Genomic DNA, 17,524 nt, shown 5'->3' on the forward strand with positions numbered 1-17,524 from the left:
AACAGGACGCACGAGCGAGGGCGTAGGCATCATGACCAATTTCCAGAATGACAAACTTTACAGCCGTGTGCGTGATGCCCTGGCCTTTGATGACGTGCTGATCGAGCCGGTTGAATCATCGGTTCTTCCCGGTCAGGTCAGCACGAAGACACGTCTTACCCGCAAGCTGGAGCTGAACATTCCGCTGCTCTCTTCCGCCATGGATACGGTGACGGAAGAGGAAATGGCCATCTCCATGGCGCAGCAGGGCGGCATGGGTGTCATCCACAAGAATCTGACGCTGGAAGGACAGGCCGAGCAGGTCCGTCGTGTGAAGCGTTTTGAGGCTGGCATGGTGGTCAATCCCGTTACGGTGGGGCCGGACCAGACGCTGAGCGATGTTCATGAGATCATGGCCCACCATGGCATTTCCGGCCTCCCGGTCGTGGAGACGGATGGCAGGCTGGTTGGTATTCTGACCAACCGTGACATGCGCTTTACCGAAGATAAAAATACCCGTGTGCGGGACCTGATGACGCATGAGGGGCTGGTCACGGTCCGGCACGGGGCATCCCCGGATCAGGCCCGCCAGCTGCTGCATGATCATCGGATCGAGAAACTGCTGGTCGTGGACGATGCGGAACGCTGCATCGGTCTGATCACCGTCAAGGACATGGACAAGGCCATGACCCATCCGCTGGCCGTGAAGGATGCGGAGGGGCGTCTGCTCTGCGCTGCGGCCATCGGCGTTGGGGAGGATGGTCTCCGCCGTGGGGCGGCTCTTGTCGAGGCGGGCGTGGATGTGCTGGTGGTCGACACGGCCCACGGTCATTCCCGTGGCGTGCTGGAGACCGTGGCCCGCCTGCGTGACAGATATGCCGACGTGCAGCTGATCGCCGGCAACGTGGCCACGCCAGAAGCTGCCAGGGCGCTGATCGAATCCGGTGCAGACTGTGTGAAGGTCGGCATCGGTCCGGGGTCCATCTGCACGACCCGTGTCGTGGCCGGTGTGGGTGTGCCGCAGTTCTCCGCCGTGCTGGAAACGGCAGCCGCCTGTCATGAGCTGGACATTCCTGCCATCGCCGATGGTGGCATCCGCACGTCCGGTGACATCGTCAAGGCCATCGGGGCCGGTGCTGATGTCGTGATGGTCGGCTCCATGCTGGCCGGATGTGAGGAAAGCCCCGGCGAGAGTTTCCTGTATCAGGGGCGGACCTACAAGGCTTATCGTGGCATGGGGTCCATGGGGGCCATGGCCCGTGGTTCGGCAGACCGTTACTTCCAGGGTGAGGTGAGGGACACGCTGAAGCTGGTGCCGGAAGGGATTGAAGGGCAGGTGCCGTACAAGGGGCCGATGGCGGCTGTCGTACACCAGCTGATCGGTGGCCTGCGGGCTGGCATGGGCTATACCGGCTCCGCCACGATTGCCGATCTTCAGGCCCGTGCCCGCTTCCGCAAGATCACCAATGCGGGTCTGCGGGAAAGCCATGTGCATGATGTGACCATTACCCGGGAAGCTCCCAACTATCGGCTTTAATTGGCTTTGAAAGGTCATTTTTTCCTTTCCTGATGAAAGGAAACGGAGTAGGCGGGGGCCATGACCCCCGCTGCTCGTCTTTCTGGTGCGATTGATCTGCTTTGTGCGATCCAGAACGCACCGCACCGTCCGGCTGATGCCGTTGCCAACAATTTCTTCCGTGAACGCCGCTATATTGGTGGTGGTGACCGCCGGGCCATTTCCACCCTTGCGTGGGACGTGCTGCGGGCATGGCGTCGGCTGCACTGGCATCTGCGAGCGGACCTGCGCTACCGGCATGAGGATGTTTCCCCGAGGCTGCTCTGTGCGGCCATGCTGCATTTTGTCGGGCAGCCCCTTTCATCCATCCAGTCCCTTTTCAGCGGGGAGCGTTACGCTCCAGCCCCGCTGAGCGAGCGTGAAATGGTCATGCTGGAGGCTCTGGAAGGGCAGGACATCAGCAGCGAAAAGCAGCCACTGCCGGTCCGGCTGGAATATCCCGACTGGCTGCACCCTTATCTGGTGGAAGATTTTGGTGACAGGCTGGAGGAGGAAATGCGGGCCCTCACGGGGGCACCCTCCCTGGACCTGCGGGTCAATCTTCTGAAGGGAACACGGGAGGAGGCCCTGCGCCGTCTCCGGCGGGAAGGTTTTCAGGGGGAGCCGACGGCTCTCTCTCCGTGGGGCATCCGGCTTGAAGGGCGTCAGCCCGTTACGGCGGCGGCTCTTTTCCGGGAAGGGCTGGTAGAGATACAGGATGAAGGCAGCCAGCTGATCGCAGCAGCCGTGGATGCCAGACCGGGGCAGAGGCTGCTGGATTACTGCGCCGGTGCTGCCGGAAAGACGCTGGCTCTGGCCATGACGATGGAGAATAAAGGGCAGATCGTGGCCTGTGATGTCTCCCGGGTCCGGTTGGATGGTGCCACGAAGCGTCTGCGCCGGGCGGATGTCCATAACGTGACACGGCATCTGCTGAGTGAAGGCGACAAATGGGCGAAACGGCGGGAAGGCCAGTTTGACACGGTACTGGTGGATGCCCCCTGTTCCGGTACCGGGACATGGCGGCGCAATCCTGATGCCCGCCTGCGTTTGACAGAGGAGGACATCAAGGAACTCTGCGCCAAGCAGGCAGCCATTCTGGACATTGCAGCCCGTCTCGTCCGGCCGGGTGGGAAGCTGGTCTATGCCACCTGTTCCCTTCTGGGGGCGGAGAACGGAAAGCAGATTGAAGCCTTCCTGAAGAGGCAGGAGGCTTACACCCTGCTGCCTGCGGAGAAACGTTCCATCCTTCTGCCGGAAGAACTGCGGCAGGAGGCACTTTTCTCCCTGACGCCTCATGGTTTCGGGACGGATGGTTTCTTCGTGGCGGCCATGGAAAAAATGTCCCAGGGCTGAGACGCATGCAGGGACGGGCTATCCGGTCTCCTGTCTGTCCCTGCGGCGGATTTGTGCATCTGTCATGAAAATGGCTAATATTTGGACAATGGCCAGCCTGTTCCTGCTACGGGGCCGGGCGGTCCTGTCTGACTGGAGGAAACAGATCCCCTATGGCCTATGATGTTCTCTTCGGTGTGGTGCTGACATTCGGGGCAGGGATGCTGGCACAATGGGTTTCCTGGCGCCTGCGGCTCCCAGCCATTGTTCTGCTCTTTGCCATGGGGCTGCTTTTTGGCCCTGTTCTGGGGTGGTTGCATCCATCAGAAACATTGGGTCATGCGTTCCGTCCACTGGTCTCCATGCTGGTGGCCCTGATCGTCTTTGAGGGTGGAATGGTGCTGGATATCCGCCAGCTCCGGGAGGCCGGGCAGGGCGTTGCCCGCCTGACGATGGTGGCCCTGCCAATCAACTGGATACTGGGAGCTCTGGCAGCCCATTATGTTGCCCATCTGGAATGGGGAACATCCTTTCTCTTCGGGGCCATCATTGTGGTGACGGGGCCGACGGTCATCCTGCCCCTGTTGCGGAGTGCCAAACTCCAGCCCCGTGTGGCGGCCTTCCTGCGGTGGGAGGCCATCGTCAACGACCCGCTGGGGGCCATTCTGGCTGCCGTCGTCATGCAGATCATGCTGTTGCATGTGGACCTGCACAAGCAGATTTTCTTCGTTCATACCCTGCCGGACATGCTTCTGGCTGGGGCTGTTTCCGTGGCGGCGGGCATTTTGCCTGCCTATCTGCTGCGTTACCTTTTTACCCGGGACCTGATGCCGGAGCTGTTGAAGGTACCCATCATGGTCACGCTGGCGCTGATCATTTTCGAGGCCTGCACGCTGGTGATGGAAGGGGCCGGCCTGATTGCCGTGACCGTCTTCGGCATGATGCTGACCAACCTGCATATCCCGGGCCTGAATGAACTGAAACGGACCAAGGAATCTCTGGTGGTCCTGATGGTATCCGTTCTGTTCATCCTGCTGACGGCCGACCTGCACCGTGCCGTGCTGGCCAGACTGTCCATTCCCATCCTGCTTCTCACGCTGGTTGTGCTGTTTGTCGTTCGCCCCCTGTGCATTTTCCTGGCCACGCTGGGGACAAGCATCAGCTGGCAGGAACGGATTTTTGTCGGATGGATCGCTCCACGAGGGATTGTTGCGGCGGCTGTGGCTGGTGCGGCGGGGATCAAGCTTTCGGAGGCGGGGTATGCCTCTGCCGATCTTGTCATGCCGGCCGTGTTCTGCGTGATTGCCGTGACGATGATCTGCCACGGTTTTTCACTCGGCCCGCTGGCACGAAGGCTGCATCTGACTCTCTCCAATGAGCCTGCTCTGGTCATTCTTGGTGGTAATGCCTGGTCGACCGATCTGGCGGCCTGCCTGAATGAGGAGAAGGTACCTGTTCTGCTGGTGGATACGACAGCGCAGGAACTCATGCCCGCAGCCCGGCGTGGGGTGCCGGTCCTCAAGGCGGAACTTCTCTCCGCAGCGGGGCAGGAGGCTCTGGAGGAGCGCCCGGCGGACTACCTGATCGCCACGACCGGGGATGCCATCTATAACGGGATGGTCTGCGGGCACATGGCTCCGCATATGGGGCGGGAGAGGGTCTATCAGGTCAGTCCCGGTGTGGCCCGGCTGGACCTGTATCGTGGCCTCTCACGTGATGCCCGGGGGAAGGTGCTGGGAGAACCGGGCTGGAACTATACGTTCTTTGATACCTTGTTCAGTCGTGGCTGGCGTTTTGTCTGTCAGAGCGTGACGGATGCCACGGTGGATCTTTTCGGGAAAGAAGAAAACCGGTTGGATCTGCTCATCGTTCGCCGGGGTACGGGCATCTTCATTCGCTCGGCAGAAGATCGGGCCTGGACCATGCCGAGCATGGGGGATCTTGTCATTTCCATGAGGGCGCCGGAAAGCCGTGATGAGGGGGCAGATGTAAAAGAGGAAGCAGAACTGCGTGCAGGGGCGTAGTGCTTGGCCGTCATTCGGGCTAGTGTAGTGCCCTATCAGAAAGACAGGTCCTCCCTGTCTGCCCATCCGGCATGGGCGGAGAGGCGGGGTTTTGAGTGCATTACGGACGGGATTTTTGGGATATGAATGCTCATCACTCAATACTGATTGTTGACGATGATGATGCCTTGCGCCTTCTGCTGGCTGAACAGCTGGGAGAGGAGGAAGCGTACCGCGTTGAACAGGCTGCCACCATTGCGGCTGCACGGGAGGTGATGGATCACTCTTCTGGAGGCAGGACAGACATTCTTCTGCTGGATGTGAACCTGCCAGATGGTGACGGGCGGGATTTTTGTGCCGGGTTGCGGGAGAGGGGCATTCATATCCCCATCATCATGATGACGGGGTCGCATGATGAAGATGACGTGATTCGTGGTCTGGATGCTGGAGCGAATGACTATGTGGCCAAACCGTTTCGCATGGGCGAGCTGAAGGCCCGTCTGCGGGCGCAGCTGCGTCTTTTCGAGAACAGTGAGGATGTTGTTTTCGATATCGGTCCCTATGTTTTCCATCCGGCCAGGAAACAGCTGGTGGACCAGAAAAAGGGGCAGCGCATCCATCTGACGGAAAAGGAAACGGCAATCCTGAAATATCTCTACCGTGCCGGTGGGCAGCCAGTGGAGCGGGACGTGCTGCTGCATGAGGTCTGGGGCTATCACGCCTCGGTGACGACCCACACGCTGGAAACGCACATCTACCGTCTGCGGCAGAAGATCGAGCCTGATCATGGCCGGGCCGGGATCCTGCTGACGGAAGGTGGTGGGTACTGCCTGAATCCTGATCTCTGACGGATGGTGCCCTGAGGGCGGACAGAAGAAAGGCTGGCAGGAGGAAGTCCTGCCAGCCTTTCTGCCATCTGGTCCAGTCTGGTCAGACGGCCAGATCCATCATGACGGGAACGTGGTCGGAAGGGGAGGTCCAGTCCCGCATGGGGCTGAGGACATTGATTGTCTTCAGGCCGGGGAGAAGGTCCGGTGTTGTCCAGATATGGTCCAGACGGCGCCCCCGGTTGGATTTTTTCCAGTCACGATTGCGGTATGACCACCATGTGAAGAGCTTTTCCGGTTCTGGAATGGCCTTCCGCATGGCGTCTTCAAATCCGGCATGAAGCCATTCGGTCAGGCGTGTCGTTTCCGGTGGCGTATGGCTGACGATTTTCAGAAGCTGACGGTGGCTCCAGACATCATGCTCCAGCGGAGCGATGTTGAGATCACCGACCAGAATGCTCCGCTGTGGCGGATTGGCCCGGAACCATGCTGTAGCCTCCTCAAGGAAGGCGAGTTTATGGGCGAATTTTTCATTTTCCTGCGGGTCGGGAATATCGCCACCGGCGGGCACGTAGAAATTGTGGAGCGTTACCGGCCCGGTTTCTGTCTGGATGCTGGCAGCCACATGGCGGCAATCCTCCCGGCCACACCAGTCCGGCGTGCCGGTAATGGGCTCCAGCGGTGTGCGGGAGAGAATGGTGACCCCATTATAGCTCTTCATTCCACGATAGAGCTGATGGGGAAAACCCAGCTCTGCCAGTGCATCACGGGGGTAGAGAGGGTCCGGCACTTTGGTTTCCTGAAGGCAGATGACATCAGGGGCCTGTTCCTCAATCAGACGCTGGAGCAGGGGTAGCCGGAGGCGGAGTGAATTGATGTTCCATGTAATGAGACGCATGTTTTCTGATCTCCTCTGGAGCGGGAAATTTCAACGGATGATCTTGCGATGAACAGGGTTTACCCCAATCTGGGGGGGAATGAATAAGGAAAGTCTCCCGCATATGCCCATCCTGATGATCGACAGCCATATTGATATTCCATGGAACGAAAAAACGGCGGCAGGTCTGCCCTGCTGGCATAAGCGGGACCAGGCGGATGTTGCCATGCGGGATGTGGAACGCCGGTTTACCGTTCCCAAGGCGCAGGCCGGTGGGATGGGGGTGGCCTGTCTGGCTGCCTATACACCGCAGGCTGGTCTGGATGACGCAGGGCATGAGGCAGCGTGGCAAAGAGCACGGGCCATGCTGGAGGCGATGGAAGAGATGGTTCCGCTTCATCTTTCCGGGCAGGCTGTGCTGTGCCGGAGAGTTCCGGATATCCGGCGGGCTACGGAGGCCGGGCAGGTGGCTTTGGTGCCTGTCATGGAAAATGGCTACCCCTTGGCGGATGACCCGGCCCGGATCGGCTATCTCGCCCGGCGGCATGGCGTGCGTTACATGACCCTGACCCATAATGGCCATAACCTTCTGGCGGATTCGGCGGTTGTCCGGCAGGGGCCGGCAGAAGTGCATGGCGGTCTGTCCGCTCTGGGGCGGGAGGTTATTGGTGAGATGAACCGGCATGGTGTGCTGGTGGATGTTTCCCATGCATCCCGCAAGACCATGATGCAGGCGGTGGATGCATCCTCAGTTCCTGTTTTTGCCAGCCATTCCTGTGTGCGGGCTTTGTGTGATCATCCCCGCAATCTGGATGACGGACAGCTTGATGCACTGAAGGCCAGTGGTGGCCTGATCCAGATTACAGCCATGGGGCCATTCCTGCGCCGGGGTGGTGGTGGAACGCTGAAAGATTTTGTGGAGCATGTGCTGTATGTGGCCCGCAGGATTGGTGTCGAACATGTGGGAATTTCGTCCGACTTTGATGGCGGAGGCGGGATAGAGGGCTGGCAGGATGCCAGTGAGACTCACCATGTGTCCGAAGCGCTGGCTGTTGCTGGTCTGGATGCCGGGGAGATTCGGGCCATATGTGGAGAAAACATGCTGCGCCTGTTGCAGAGGGCAGAAGATAAAATTTCGAAATGTCAAACCTGATTTTTACTTTTTGAGAAAATTCGTGGTATTTTTTGCACAGTAATTTTTTCAGAAACGGGATTGACAGCCCACACCGCCATCAGGGGGCAGGAAAGGGGAGGATGCAGGGATAAAATCTTTTATAATTCCTTATTTTTCAGATGGTTATATTCTTTGCCTAAAAAATGGGCAATCTATGAAAAAAGAAGAGAAACCCTATGCTGTGTGCTTTTACCCTTGGAGTATTCACAGCTTTGTCCACAGGAATGGTGGATGAGTATGAAAGGCGCAGCATGATCATGAAAAACTGGCGGAAAACTAGGACATATGCCTGAAAGACCCCACGGCGCCCCTGCGATTCGGAAAGCCCTGAAGACGATTCCTGAAAGTCCCGGCGTGTATCGCATGATCGGTGTGAAGGGGGAGGTGCTGTATGTCGGCAAGGCGCTGAACCTGAAGAAGCGGGTCACGTCTTACACGCATGTCGCCCGTCTGCCGGACCGGTTGAAGCTCATGGTCTCCCTGACGGCCAGCATGGAAATTGTCGTGACACGAACCGAGGCCGAGGCCCTGCTGCTGGAGGCCAACTACATCAAGCGGATGAAGCCCCGCTTCAACATCCTTCTGCGGGATGACAAGAGTTATCCGTGGCTTCTGCTGAGCGGGGATCACGCTTATCCCCGCCTGATGCGCCAACGGGGGAAGCCCGTCAAAGGGGCAACCTATTGGGGGCCTTTTGCGTCATCCAGAGCAGTGGACCAGACAATTCAGGTCATTCAGCGGGCCTTCATGCTGCGGACCTGTACGGACAGCGTTTTCGAATCCCGGACCCGCCCCTGCCTGCTGCACCAGATCAAGCGTTGCTCTGCTCCCTGCGTGGAGCGCATCAGCCCGCTGGAGTATCAGAGGCTGGTGGAACAGACGAAGGAATTCCTGAGTGGAGGCGGCCGGGAGCTGCAACAGCGCCTGACCCTGGAAATGGAACAGGCTTCCGAGGAGCTGGCTTTCGAACGGGCTGCTCTCATCCGTGACCGTATCCGGGGGTTTGCCAATCTACGGGCCTCAGGAGCCATCAATCCGGCCAGCATCCAGGAGGCGGATGTCGTTGCGCTCTGGCAGCAGGCGGGGCAGAGCTGCATCCAGGTCTTTTTCATCCGTGGTGGTCGCAACAATGGCAACAGGGCTTTCTATCCCCGGCATGAGACAGATGAGCCCGCGGCTGATGTTCTTGCGGCGTTTCTGCTCCAGTTCTACGAGGACAAGCAGCCTCCTTTACAGGTGCTGACAAGTTCTGAGCCTGCTGAACAGCCTCTGTTGACTGAAGCGCTGAGCCTGCAACGGGGGCAGAAGGTGCAGATTCTCCAGCCGCAGCGGGGTGAAAAGAAGGCGGTGTTGGACCACGCCATTCTCAATGCTCGTGAAGCTCTGGAGCGTCGGCTTGCAGAAACGGCCGGGCAGGCCGTTCTGCTGGAAAAGGTGGCCGAGCTTTTCGACCTGCCCGGGCCACCGAAACGTATTGAAGTTTATGACAATTCCCATCTGATGGGACAGGCTCCCTATGGCGCCATGATTGTGGGCGGCCCGGAAGGTTTCGTGAAGCGGGCTTACAGGAAATTTGCCATCCGTGGTCCCGTCGCTCCGGGTGATGATTTTGGCATGATGAAGGAGGTCATGACCCGTCGCTTTGCCCAGCTGACACCGGATGATTCAGGGAGTGAAAACTGGCCGGACCTGCTGCTGATTGACGGCGGTAAAGGGCAGGTACGAGTCGTCCGGGAGATTCTGGCGGAGAGGGGCCTGTCCTCCATTCCTGTAGTGGGTATTGCCAAGGGGGTGGACCGCAATGCAGGGCGGGAATGGTTCTTTGTGGAGGGGAAGGAACCGTTCCAGCTGCCCGTCAATGATGCTGTCCTCTACTATCTTCAGCGGTTGCGGGATGAGGTCCACCGTTTTGTCATCACGACACACAGGGCAGGACGTTCCAGAGCGTTGACCCGTTCCGGCCTCGACGAGATTCCCGGTGTTGGCCCAGCTCGCAAGAAGGCTCTGCTGACCCGTTTCGGCTCTGCACGCCATGTCGGGCAGGCGGCTCTGGAAGAGCTGGAGCATGTACCGGGAATTAATCGCGAAATGGCACAGGTCATTTATGGATATTTCCATCCAGAATGGGTAAGAGAACAGAGTGACGTCCTCAAAAAACCCTGACTGAGCACCGTGTTGGGGGGTGGCCTTCCATATTAGGGATATCAGGTGATCAATCTTCCCAACCTTCTCACTCTGTTCCGTATCCTTGTCATCCCGGTGCTGATCGGGTGTCTGGCAGGTGGTGGCCTGTGGGCTGATATGGCGTTTCTGCTGTATGTTGGCGCCTGTGTGACCGACTATCTCGATGGGGCTCTGGCCCGTCGGCAAGGCCTGACATCAGACCTTGGCAGGATGATGGATCCGATCGCAGACAAGCTCCTTGTCGGGGGGCTTCTCCTGGCACTTGCAGGGATGGGAGGGCTGCGGTTCTGCTCGTTGTATGCAGCCATTCTCATCATGCTTCGGGAAATCATGATCAGCGGGCTGCGGGAGTATATGGCCTCCCGCAATGAGACGATTCCGTCCACCCGTCTGGCCAAATGGAAGACAGGCACACAGATGGTGGCCATCGGTTTCCTGATTCTGGGGGAGGGGGCTTCTACCTCCTTTCATGACGTGACATGGTGCTTTGGTGTAATTGGCGCTGCGCTGCTCTGGCTGTCTGTCATTCCGACGCTTCTGACGGGGACAGGCTACCTCAAGGCGACCGTGGCGCAGATGCGGAGATAGACTTGGTGTGAGGTATCTGGCAGCTCGAGATGATGGTGGCAGAAGGTGGGCTGAGCCTTCCTGGGGACAGGTGGCGATGGTTGTAAAGGGTAGGGAATGAAAAGCAGGGAAGGAAAGCTAAAGAGGGTAGGCGCTGTCATGTCCTTCTTTGCGGTGGGGTGTACCAGTTTTTCGGTCAGCTGCACGGGTCTGGACAGGCATCTGGGCAGTACGATCAATCCTTTTGGCAATCCGAACATGCCAGATGCCCGGAGCGAGACGGCGCAGCGTGTCCGGGGAGTGAAGCTGAGCACAATGCCTGTTCTTCCCGAGGAGGGGGATGTCTGGCCGGGTCAGCCGGAGCCTGTGCCCAGTCTTCAGGATGTCAGCCGGTCTGACAGGAATTTTGTTGAGAAATGGCAGAAGGCGCGACCACAGCTTGATGCGGATCTCCAGCAGCAGCTCAATGATGGCCAGGGCATGAGTGTCGGGGAAGATGTCGGGCAGCGTTATGGGTCCGGTAAGGGCGTGATGCCCATAGGCAAACCCATTCCATCCCATGTCAAGGATAATGCGCGGCCTTACATGGAGCCCGCAGGGCGGGGTGTGGTTACCATTCCCAATGGTGATGGAACGGATACGCTCATTGCTCCTGATGGCAGTGTGAAGGTTGTCAGTGCGGGCAAGGCGTCCCTGTACGCACATGCCAGAACATTCGGGCATGTTCATTCTTCTGAGGAATCGCGGCAGGAGGCTCAGGCCGAGCTCCAGAAGGCACCGCCGGTAGAACCGCTTTCCCATCTGGAGCGCAGGGCTGGCGGGGGTGCCGTATCCCGGCAGCCAGCCTACAGGGAGCCGACGATTACGGAAGCGCCCCGTCCGCAGCCCAGGGTCGAGGTTCTTCCCGAACCGCAGCGTCCTGTACGTCAGGCGCCAGCCGTTACGGAAGCGCCCCGTCCGCAGCCCAGGGTTGAAGTTCCTTCCGAACCGCAGCGTCCTGTACGTCAGGCACCAGCCGTTACGGAAGTGCCCCGTCCGCAGCCCAGGGTTGAGGTTCCTTCCGAACCGCAGCGTCCTGTACGTCAGGCACCAGCCGTTACGGAAGTGCCCCGTCCGCAGCCCAGGGTTGAGGTTCCTTCCGAACAGCAGCGTCCTGTACGTCAGGTACCAGCCGTTACGGAAGCACCCCGTCCGCAGCCTGAGACTGGTGTCGTAGCGGCTCCTCTTCCACAACAGTCTGGAGCTGATGAAGAGATGGGCAGACAGCATAGGTCCAAGGGCAAGGCTGGAGCACATCACAGGCATGAGGCTGTAGTGGTGGATGCAGCACAGCCGGTTGTGGAGCCGCACTGGACGCATAGGCGCACGCAGGCCCGTCAGCATGAGGTGGTGGTTACCGAGAAGGAGCATCACACGGTCGCCGGACGGCATGTGGAAGCACACGCCCAGAAGGAGCGTCATCATCCGAGCAGAAAACGTGATGATGATTACGTGGATGCTCTGGGCTTTGAGGCTCCTGCGAGGTCCCATCATTCTCATAAGGGTGAAAGGGTTTATCAATTTGACTGGGACAAATGAGACCAATCTTGTGAGAAAAAGAGCATAATCTGTCTCAATGAGGGTATCGTGGGCTGGAAAGGGCTTGACCTGAAAGGCTCAAGGTATCATTGTCCCGCTCAGGTATAGGGGATGTGCTGCTCCGACACTGATGAAGCAGCGTCCCATCATGCGGCAGCAGTCCGAGGGTAGTATGGCCAAGACAAACGTAATCATGATCCGTCTCGTTTCTTCTGCAGATACGGGTTATTTCTATGTCACGAAGAAGAATGCCCGTACGGCAACGGGGAAGATGGAAGTACGCAAGTACGACCCGGTTGTGCGCAAGCACGTTGTCTTCCGTGAAGCGAAGATCAAGTAATCGTCATTTCATTTGACGAAAAAGAAAGGCGGCCTTTGGGGGCCGCGTTTTTTTATGTGTCATTGCCCCCAAGCGTGTAAAAACGCCTTGATGGTTTGCAGAGAAACGTGAGGTGAGCGGGGGCAGAGCCCGCTTATCCTGTCTGTCAATAAAGAGAATTTTTCTCACCGTAGGGAATGACCAGATCGCCCTTGCGGCTGCTGTTGAGCATCACTCGGCTCCGTTCATCCAGCATGTCCGGGTCCAGGGCTCTTTCATTCAGCGCCATGACGCGCCGACGCCAGATGTCCTGCTCCTTATGGGCATCCAGCAGGGCGGACTGTGCCTCTGCCTGAAGTTTCTTCTGTCGTTGATAGGCCTCAATACCAAGAGTCCCATGCAGGGCATTCCAGATGAAATAGGCTGTCAGAAGCAGAAAGAGGAGCGGAGCGAATACAGCACCCAGTCCACGCCGTAGCAGAGCGATCATGCAATGGCTCCTCGGTCTTCATGTTGATCAGGTTGAAACGGTTATCACCTTATAAGCGGTTGGCGGGAGAGGCAAGGTATCTGCCGGCCATGCCAGAGAGAAAATCTGAAGGGAGGTATAAAAAAAGCCTCCACCCGTTTCCAGGTGGAGGCCTTTCTGCAAGTTCAGCCGGGAGAACCGGCTGAACTGCTCCCGTAATTACTTGCGAGCTTTTTTCAGGATGCTGTGACCAGCATACTTGGCGCTCTTGCCCAGCTGCTGCTCAATGCGGATCAGCTGGTTGTACTTGGCCATGCGATCGGAGCGGGAGAGGGACCCGGTCTTGATCTGCCCCGTGTTCACGGCGACGGCGAGGTCGGCAATGGTGCTGTCCTCTGTCTCACCAGAACGGTGGCTCATGACAGTGGTGTAGCCAGCGCGCTGGGCCATTTCCACAGCGTGCAGTGTCTCTGTCAGGGAGCCGATCTGGTTCACCTTCACGAGCAGGGAGTTGGCAACACCCTTCTCGATGCCTTCCTTCAGGCGGGCCGGGTTGGTCACGAAGAGATCGTCACCGACCAGCTGGATGCGGTCACCCAGACGCTCTGTCAGCTCTTTCCAGCCTTCCCAGTCATCTTCAGCCAGACCATCCTCGATGGAGACGATCGGGAACTTCTTGGTCAGTTCCTCAAGGTAGGAGACCATCTCGCTGGAGGAGAAGCTCTTGCCTTCGCCCTTCATCTCGTAACGGCCGTTCTTGTAGAACTCGGTGGAGGCACAGTCGAGAGCGATGGTGATGTCCGTACCGAACTTGTAGCCGGCATCGGCAACGGCCTTCTCGATGTACTTCAGGCCTTCCTCTGTGGACTTCAGGTTCGGAGCAAAACCACCTTCATCACCAACGTTGGTGTTCAGGCCGTTCTTGTGCAGCTCTTTCTTCAGACAGGCGAAGATTTCGGAGCCCATGCGGATGGCTTCAGCAACGGAAGAAGCCCCGACCGGCTGGATCATGAATTCCTGGAAGTCGATGGCGTTGTCCGCATGCTCACCACCGTTGATGATGTTCATCATCGGGACCGGCAGAACATGGGCGAATGTGCCGCCAACATAGCGGTACAGCGGCAGGTCCAGCTCTTCAGCTGTGGCACGGGCCACGGCGAGGGACACACCGAGAATGGCATTGGCGCCAAGGCGGCCTTTGTTCGGTGTACCATCAAGGTCGATCATGGCCTGGTCGATGGCGATCTGGTCTTCAGATTCCATGCCACGCAGCTTGTCGGCGATCTCCGTGTTCACGGCGTTGACGGCCTTCAGGACACCCTTGCCGTGGAAGCGTTTTTTGTCGCCATCACGCAGTTCTACAGCTTCGTGGGCACCGGTGGAGGCACCGGAAGGAACAGCGGCACGACCGGTAACACCGGAGGCCAGTTCAACATCTACCTCAACAGTCGGGTTACCACGGCTGTCCAGAATTTCGCGGGCAATAATATCAACAATAGCGCTCAAGGGACTTCTCCTGACTCTATGCGGCGGACCCCGAACGGCCTATTATCAGCTCGCAGACCGGATCCGCTTTCGCTCTATTCCAGTCTCAAAATCCGCGCCCGAGGTCAATTAAGATGCGACAATTTCCTGTCACGGCTGCCATGCTTGTTGCGCTTGGCGGCGTTTTTCCCTTTCTGGTGGGGGGCTGGCTGTTTCTGGCGGGTGTGCTGACATCCCTGCCACATCTCAGCCAGATCCTTCTGGCCTATGGGGGATGCCTCCTGCCTTTTTATGGGGCTGTACAGTGGGGGTTGCTGGCCAGCAAACCCACGATCATTCCGCCAAAGGGAGAGAGCCTGCGGGACAGGCGGGCGCTTCTTTCAGGGACGTTTGCGTTTCTCTGGGGGTGGCTTGCCCTCTGCGTAGGCCTGTTGGGGAATCTGCGCACAGGCTTCGGGCTGGAGGCAATCGGCTTTGCAGGAATTTTTGCTCTGGAACGAATCGCCAACCGGCATGGTGACCTGCCGCAGGGATATATCATGGTCCGGGCCATCAGCACCGGTCTGTGCGTGATTGGCTTCCTGTTTGCCCTTCTCTCACCGCAAGGCCAGTTTTGAGAGGGAGGAAGGGCCTCTGATCAGAGGCCCTCAGCTTTCACGAGTTCGTCAATCTTTTTGAGTGGGGTCAGCAATGACCGCATTTCAGCAAGGGGGATCATGGTCGGGCCATCACTGGGGGCCGTATCCGGTTCCTGATGGGTCTCGATAAACAGGGCGCTGACACCTGTCGCCAGGGCGGCCCGGGCCAACGGAGCAACGAATTCACGCTGCCCTCCGGTGGCTGTACCCAATCCGCCCGGCTGCTGCACGGAGTGGGTGGCATCGAAGACGACGGGATAGCCGGTGCGCGCCATGATGGGGAGGGCCCGCATGTCATTGATGAGTGTATTGTAGCCGAAGCAGGTGCCACGTTCGCAGAGCAGGATACGCTCATTGCCGGTAGATTTCAGCTTGTCGACAATGTTCTGCATGTCCTGCGGAGCGAGGAACTGCCCTTTTTTGACATTGATGGCCCGTCCTGTCCGTCCAGCGGCCAGAAGAAGGTCTGTCTGACGGCAGAGAAAAGCCGGAATCTGGAGAACATCCACAGCTTCAGCTGCAGGAGCACACTGTTCCGGTGCGTGAACATCCGTCAGCACAGGAATATTGAAGCGGGACCGGATGTCGGAGAGGATTTTCAACCCTTCCTCCATACCGACACCACGGGCAGCATGGACGGAACTGCGGTTGGCCTTGTCGAAACTGCTTTTGTAAATCAGCTTGATATCCAGCTCCTGACAGAGCCCATGCAGGGCTTCGGCCATGAAGAAGGCGTGATCACGGGATTCGATCTGGCACGGGCCAGCGATCAGCCGGAAGGGCTGATCCTGACCAATGATAAATTTGCCCAGAGGGACGCTCATACATCCTGTTCCCGTGACAGATGTTCTTTTTTTGCAGCGCCGACAAACCCTACGAAAAGCGGGTGCGGGTCGAACGGCTTGGAAAGCAGCTCTGGATGGTACTGCACACCGATAAACCAGGGATGGTCTGGATATTCCACCACCTCGGGCAGAACGCCATCGGGAGACATGCCAGAGAAGCGCAGGGACGTTTTTTCCAGCACGTCACGGTAATGGACGTTGACTTCCCAGCGATGGCGGTGGCGCTCACGGATGTCCGTCCGGCCGTAGACCTCTGCAACACGGGAGCCTTCAACCAGTTTGGCCGGATAGGCACCGACACGCATGGTTCCGCCAAGGTCGCCTCCTTCACGGCGGCGCAGCAGTTCCGTGCCACGGGCCCATTCGGTCATCAGGCCGACCAGTGGCTCATCTGTCGGGCCGAACTCCGTGGAGGAGGCCTTCTTCAGGCCTGCGAGGGAGCGGGCACATTCAATAACGGCCATCTGCATCCCGAAGCAGATTCCAAGGAACGGAATCCGGTTTTCACGGGCATAACGGACAGCGTTGATCTTGCCTTCAGACCCACGTTCGCCAAAGCCGCCCGGCACGAGGATGCCATCCATGCCACGCAGCTGCTCTTCAAGACTGGAGGGGTCTTCCAGTTCTTCTGCATCAATCCAGTTCATATGGACACGGACATCCTGCGAGATGCCACCATGCAGAAGGGCCTCGGCAAGGGACTTGTAGCTGTCCAGCAGGGCCGTATATTTGCCGACGATACCGATGCGGACTTCGCCTTTTGGCTCCCGAACGCCACGGACGATTTTCTCCCAGCGGGAGAGGTCTGGCGCTGTTTCGAACGGCAGGCCGAAATAACGCAGAACTTCACGATCCATGCCCTGCTCGTGATAGGCGATAGGGCAGGCGTAGATTGTATCGACATCCAGCGCTGCAATTACGGCTTCGGGACGGACATTGCAGAAGCTGGCAATTTTCTGCCGCTCTGTCTGCGGAATGGGACGGTCGGAGCGGCAGAGCAGAATCTGCGGCTGGAGGCCGACATTCTGGAGTTCCTTGACGGAATGCTGGGTCGGCTTGGTTTTCAGCTCACCAGCGGAGGGAATGTAAGGCAGGAGGGTCAGGTGAACACACATGGTGTTCTCATGCCCCAGATCATTGCGGAGCTGGCGGATGGCTTCCAGGAAAGGAAGACTCTCAATGTCGCCAACCGTGCCGCCGATTTCAACCAGGACAAAATCGTAGCCATCCGTATCGGTAACCACGGCTTCCTTGATGGCATCCGTGATGTGCGGAATGACCTGGACCGTAGCCCCGAGGTAATCGCCCCGGCGTTCCCGGGCGATGACATCGGAGTAAATACGGCCCGTCGTGGTGTTGTCGGAGCGACGGGCATGAACACCCGTAAAACGCTCGTAATGACCGAGATCGAGGTCGGTCTCGGCACCGTCATCAGTGATGAACACCTCACCATGCTGATACGGGCTCATCGTGCCCGGATCAACATTCAGATAAGGGTCCAGCTTCCTGATGCGGACCTTGTGCCCACGAGCCTGGAGGAGGGCAGCCAGAGCCGCCGAAGCGATACCTTTACCGAGGGAGGATACAACCCCACCCGTCACAAAAACAAAGCGCGTCATGGGAGGCCCTTATATAGTGAAGAGGGGGGGAAGGGGAAGCAGATTATGTGCTCCGCTTCCCCCAAAAATG

General features: G+C 58.4%; 15 protein-coding genes. 10 read left to right on the forward strand and 5 right to left on the reverse strand.

All coding sequences use genetic code 11. The features are described 5' to 3' along the window. Positions 1-31: 31 nt before the first annotated feature. From guaB to J8Z04_RS06475, 4 genes are all read left to right on the forward strand, one after another. Positions 32-1,516 (forward strand): IMP dehydrogenase, encoded by a 1,485-nt coding sequence (gene guaB / locus J8Z04_RS06460; protein WP_192848089.1) that lies wholly within the window; start codon positions 32-34, stop codon positions 1,514-1,516. Positions 1,517-1,576: 60 nt separating this feature from the next. After that, the gene (locus J8Z04_RS06465; RefSeq protein WP_192848090.1) at positions 1,577-2,890 is read left to right on the forward strand and encodes an RsmB/NOP family class I SAM-dependent RNA methyltransferase; all 1,314 of its coding nucleotides are present in this window, start codon (positions 1,577-1,579) and stop codon (positions 2,888-2,890) included. Between the two features lie 152 nt (positions 2,891-3,042). Next, positions 3,043-4,893 carry a cation:proton antiporter gene (locus J8Z04_RS06470; RefSeq protein ID WP_086431035.1) on the forward strand — a complete coding sequence of 617 codons (1,851 nt, stop codon included), beginning with the start codon at positions 3,043-3,045 and terminating at the stop codon, positions 4,891-4,893. A gap of 122 nt (positions 4,894-5,015) precedes the next feature. Then, positions 5,016-5,720, forward strand: a complete 705-nt coding sequence (locus J8Z04_RS06475) for a response regulator transcription factor (protein WP_043560399.1) — start codon at positions 5,016-5,018, stop codon at positions 5,718-5,720. An 82-nt stretch (positions 5,721-5,802) separates the two neighbouring features. On the opposite strand, the gene J8Z04_RS06480 is transcribed toward J8Z04_RS06475, so the two are convergent. Next, positions 5,803-6,597 (reverse strand): exodeoxyribonuclease III, encoded by a 795-nt coding sequence (locus tag J8Z04_RS06480; RefSeq protein ID WP_081563089.1) that lies wholly within the window; start codon positions 6,595-6,597, stop codon positions 5,803-5,805. Positions 6,598-6,700: 103 nt separating this feature from the next. Here J8Z04_RS06480 and J8Z04_RS06485 point away from each other — a divergent pair, with 103 nt between their 5' ends. The 5 genes from J8Z04_RS06485 (at position 6,701) to rpmG (ending at position 12,419) form a co-directional block, all read left to right on the forward strand. Further along, entirely contained in the window at positions 6,701-7,729 is a 1,029-nt protein-coding gene (locus tag J8Z04_RS06485) for a dipeptidase (protein WP_232086322.1), read from the forward strand. A 306-nt stretch (positions 7,730-8,035) separates the two neighbouring features. After that, positions 8,036-9,913 carry an excinuclease ABC subunit UvrC gene (uvrC, locus tag J8Z04_RS06490; protein WP_192848092.1) on the forward strand — a complete coding sequence of 626 codons (1,878 nt, stop codon included), beginning with the start codon at positions 8,036-8,038 and terminating at the stop codon, positions 9,911-9,913. Positions 9,914-9,958: 45 nt separating this feature from the next. Next, entirely contained in the window at positions 9,959-10,522 is a 564-nt protein-coding gene (gene pgsA, locus J8Z04_RS06495; RefSeq protein WP_043560391.1) for a CDP-diacylglycerol--glycerol-3-phosphate 3-phosphatidyltransferase, read from the forward strand. A 138-nt stretch (positions 10,523-10,660) separates the two neighbouring features. After that, a complete protein-coding gene (locus tag J8Z04_RS06500; RefSeq protein ID WP_192848093.1) occupies positions 10,661-12,079 on the forward strand; it encodes a hypothetical protein in 1,419 nt (472 codons plus the stop codon). Positions 12,080-12,251: 172 nt separating this feature from the next. Continuing rightward, entirely contained in the window at positions 12,252-12,419 is a 168-nt protein-coding gene (rpmG, locus tag J8Z04_RS06505; RefSeq protein ID WP_043561310.1) for a 50S ribosomal protein L33, read from the forward strand. Between the two features lie 145 nt (positions 12,420-12,564). Here rpmG and J8Z04_RS06510 read toward each other — a convergent pair whose 3' ends face one another. Beyond that, entirely contained in the window at positions 12,565-12,888 is a 324-nt protein-coding gene (locus J8Z04_RS06510) for an FtsB family cell division protein (RefSeq protein ID WP_043560387.1), read from the reverse strand. 198 nt (positions 12,889-13,086) lie between these two features. Next, the gene (gene eno / locus J8Z04_RS06515) at positions 13,087-14,373 is read right to left on the reverse strand and encodes a phosphopyruvate hydratase (RefSeq protein WP_043560384.1); all 1,287 of its coding nucleotides are present in this window, start codon (positions 14,371-14,373) and stop codon (positions 13,087-13,089) included. Between the two features lie 113 nt (positions 14,374-14,486). On the opposite strand from eno, the gene J8Z04_RS06520 reads away from it, so the two are divergent. Further along, complete coding sequence (locus J8Z04_RS06520; protein WP_086431032.1) at positions 14,487-14,969, forward strand: DUF3429 domain-containing protein; 483 nt, start codon at positions 14,487-14,489, stop codon at positions 14,967-14,969. Between the two features lie 20 nt (positions 14,970-14,989). Here the strand turns inward: J8Z04_RS06520 and kdsA are convergent, their stop codons facing one another. Then, the gene (gene kdsA, locus J8Z04_RS06525; protein WP_103765486.1) at positions 14,990-15,814 is read right to left on the reverse strand and encodes a 3-deoxy-8-phosphooctulonate synthase; all 825 of its coding nucleotides are present in this window, start codon (positions 15,812-15,814) and stop codon (positions 14,990-14,992) included. Then, positions 15,811-17,454 (reverse strand): CTP synthase, encoded by a 1,644-nt coding sequence (locus tag J8Z04_RS06530; RefSeq protein WP_043560366.1) that lies wholly within the window; start codon positions 17,452-17,454, stop codon positions 15,811-15,813. Before J8Z04_RS06530 ends, kdsA begins: the two co-directional genes overlap by 4 nt. Between the last annotated feature and the right edge of the window lie 70 nt (positions 17,455-17,524).

The sequence above is a fragment of the Bombella apis genome (assembly GCF_018221685.1).
Taxonomy (GTDB): domain Bacteria; phylum Pseudomonadota; class Alphaproteobacteria; order Acetobacterales; family Acetobacteraceae; genus Bombella; species Bombella apis.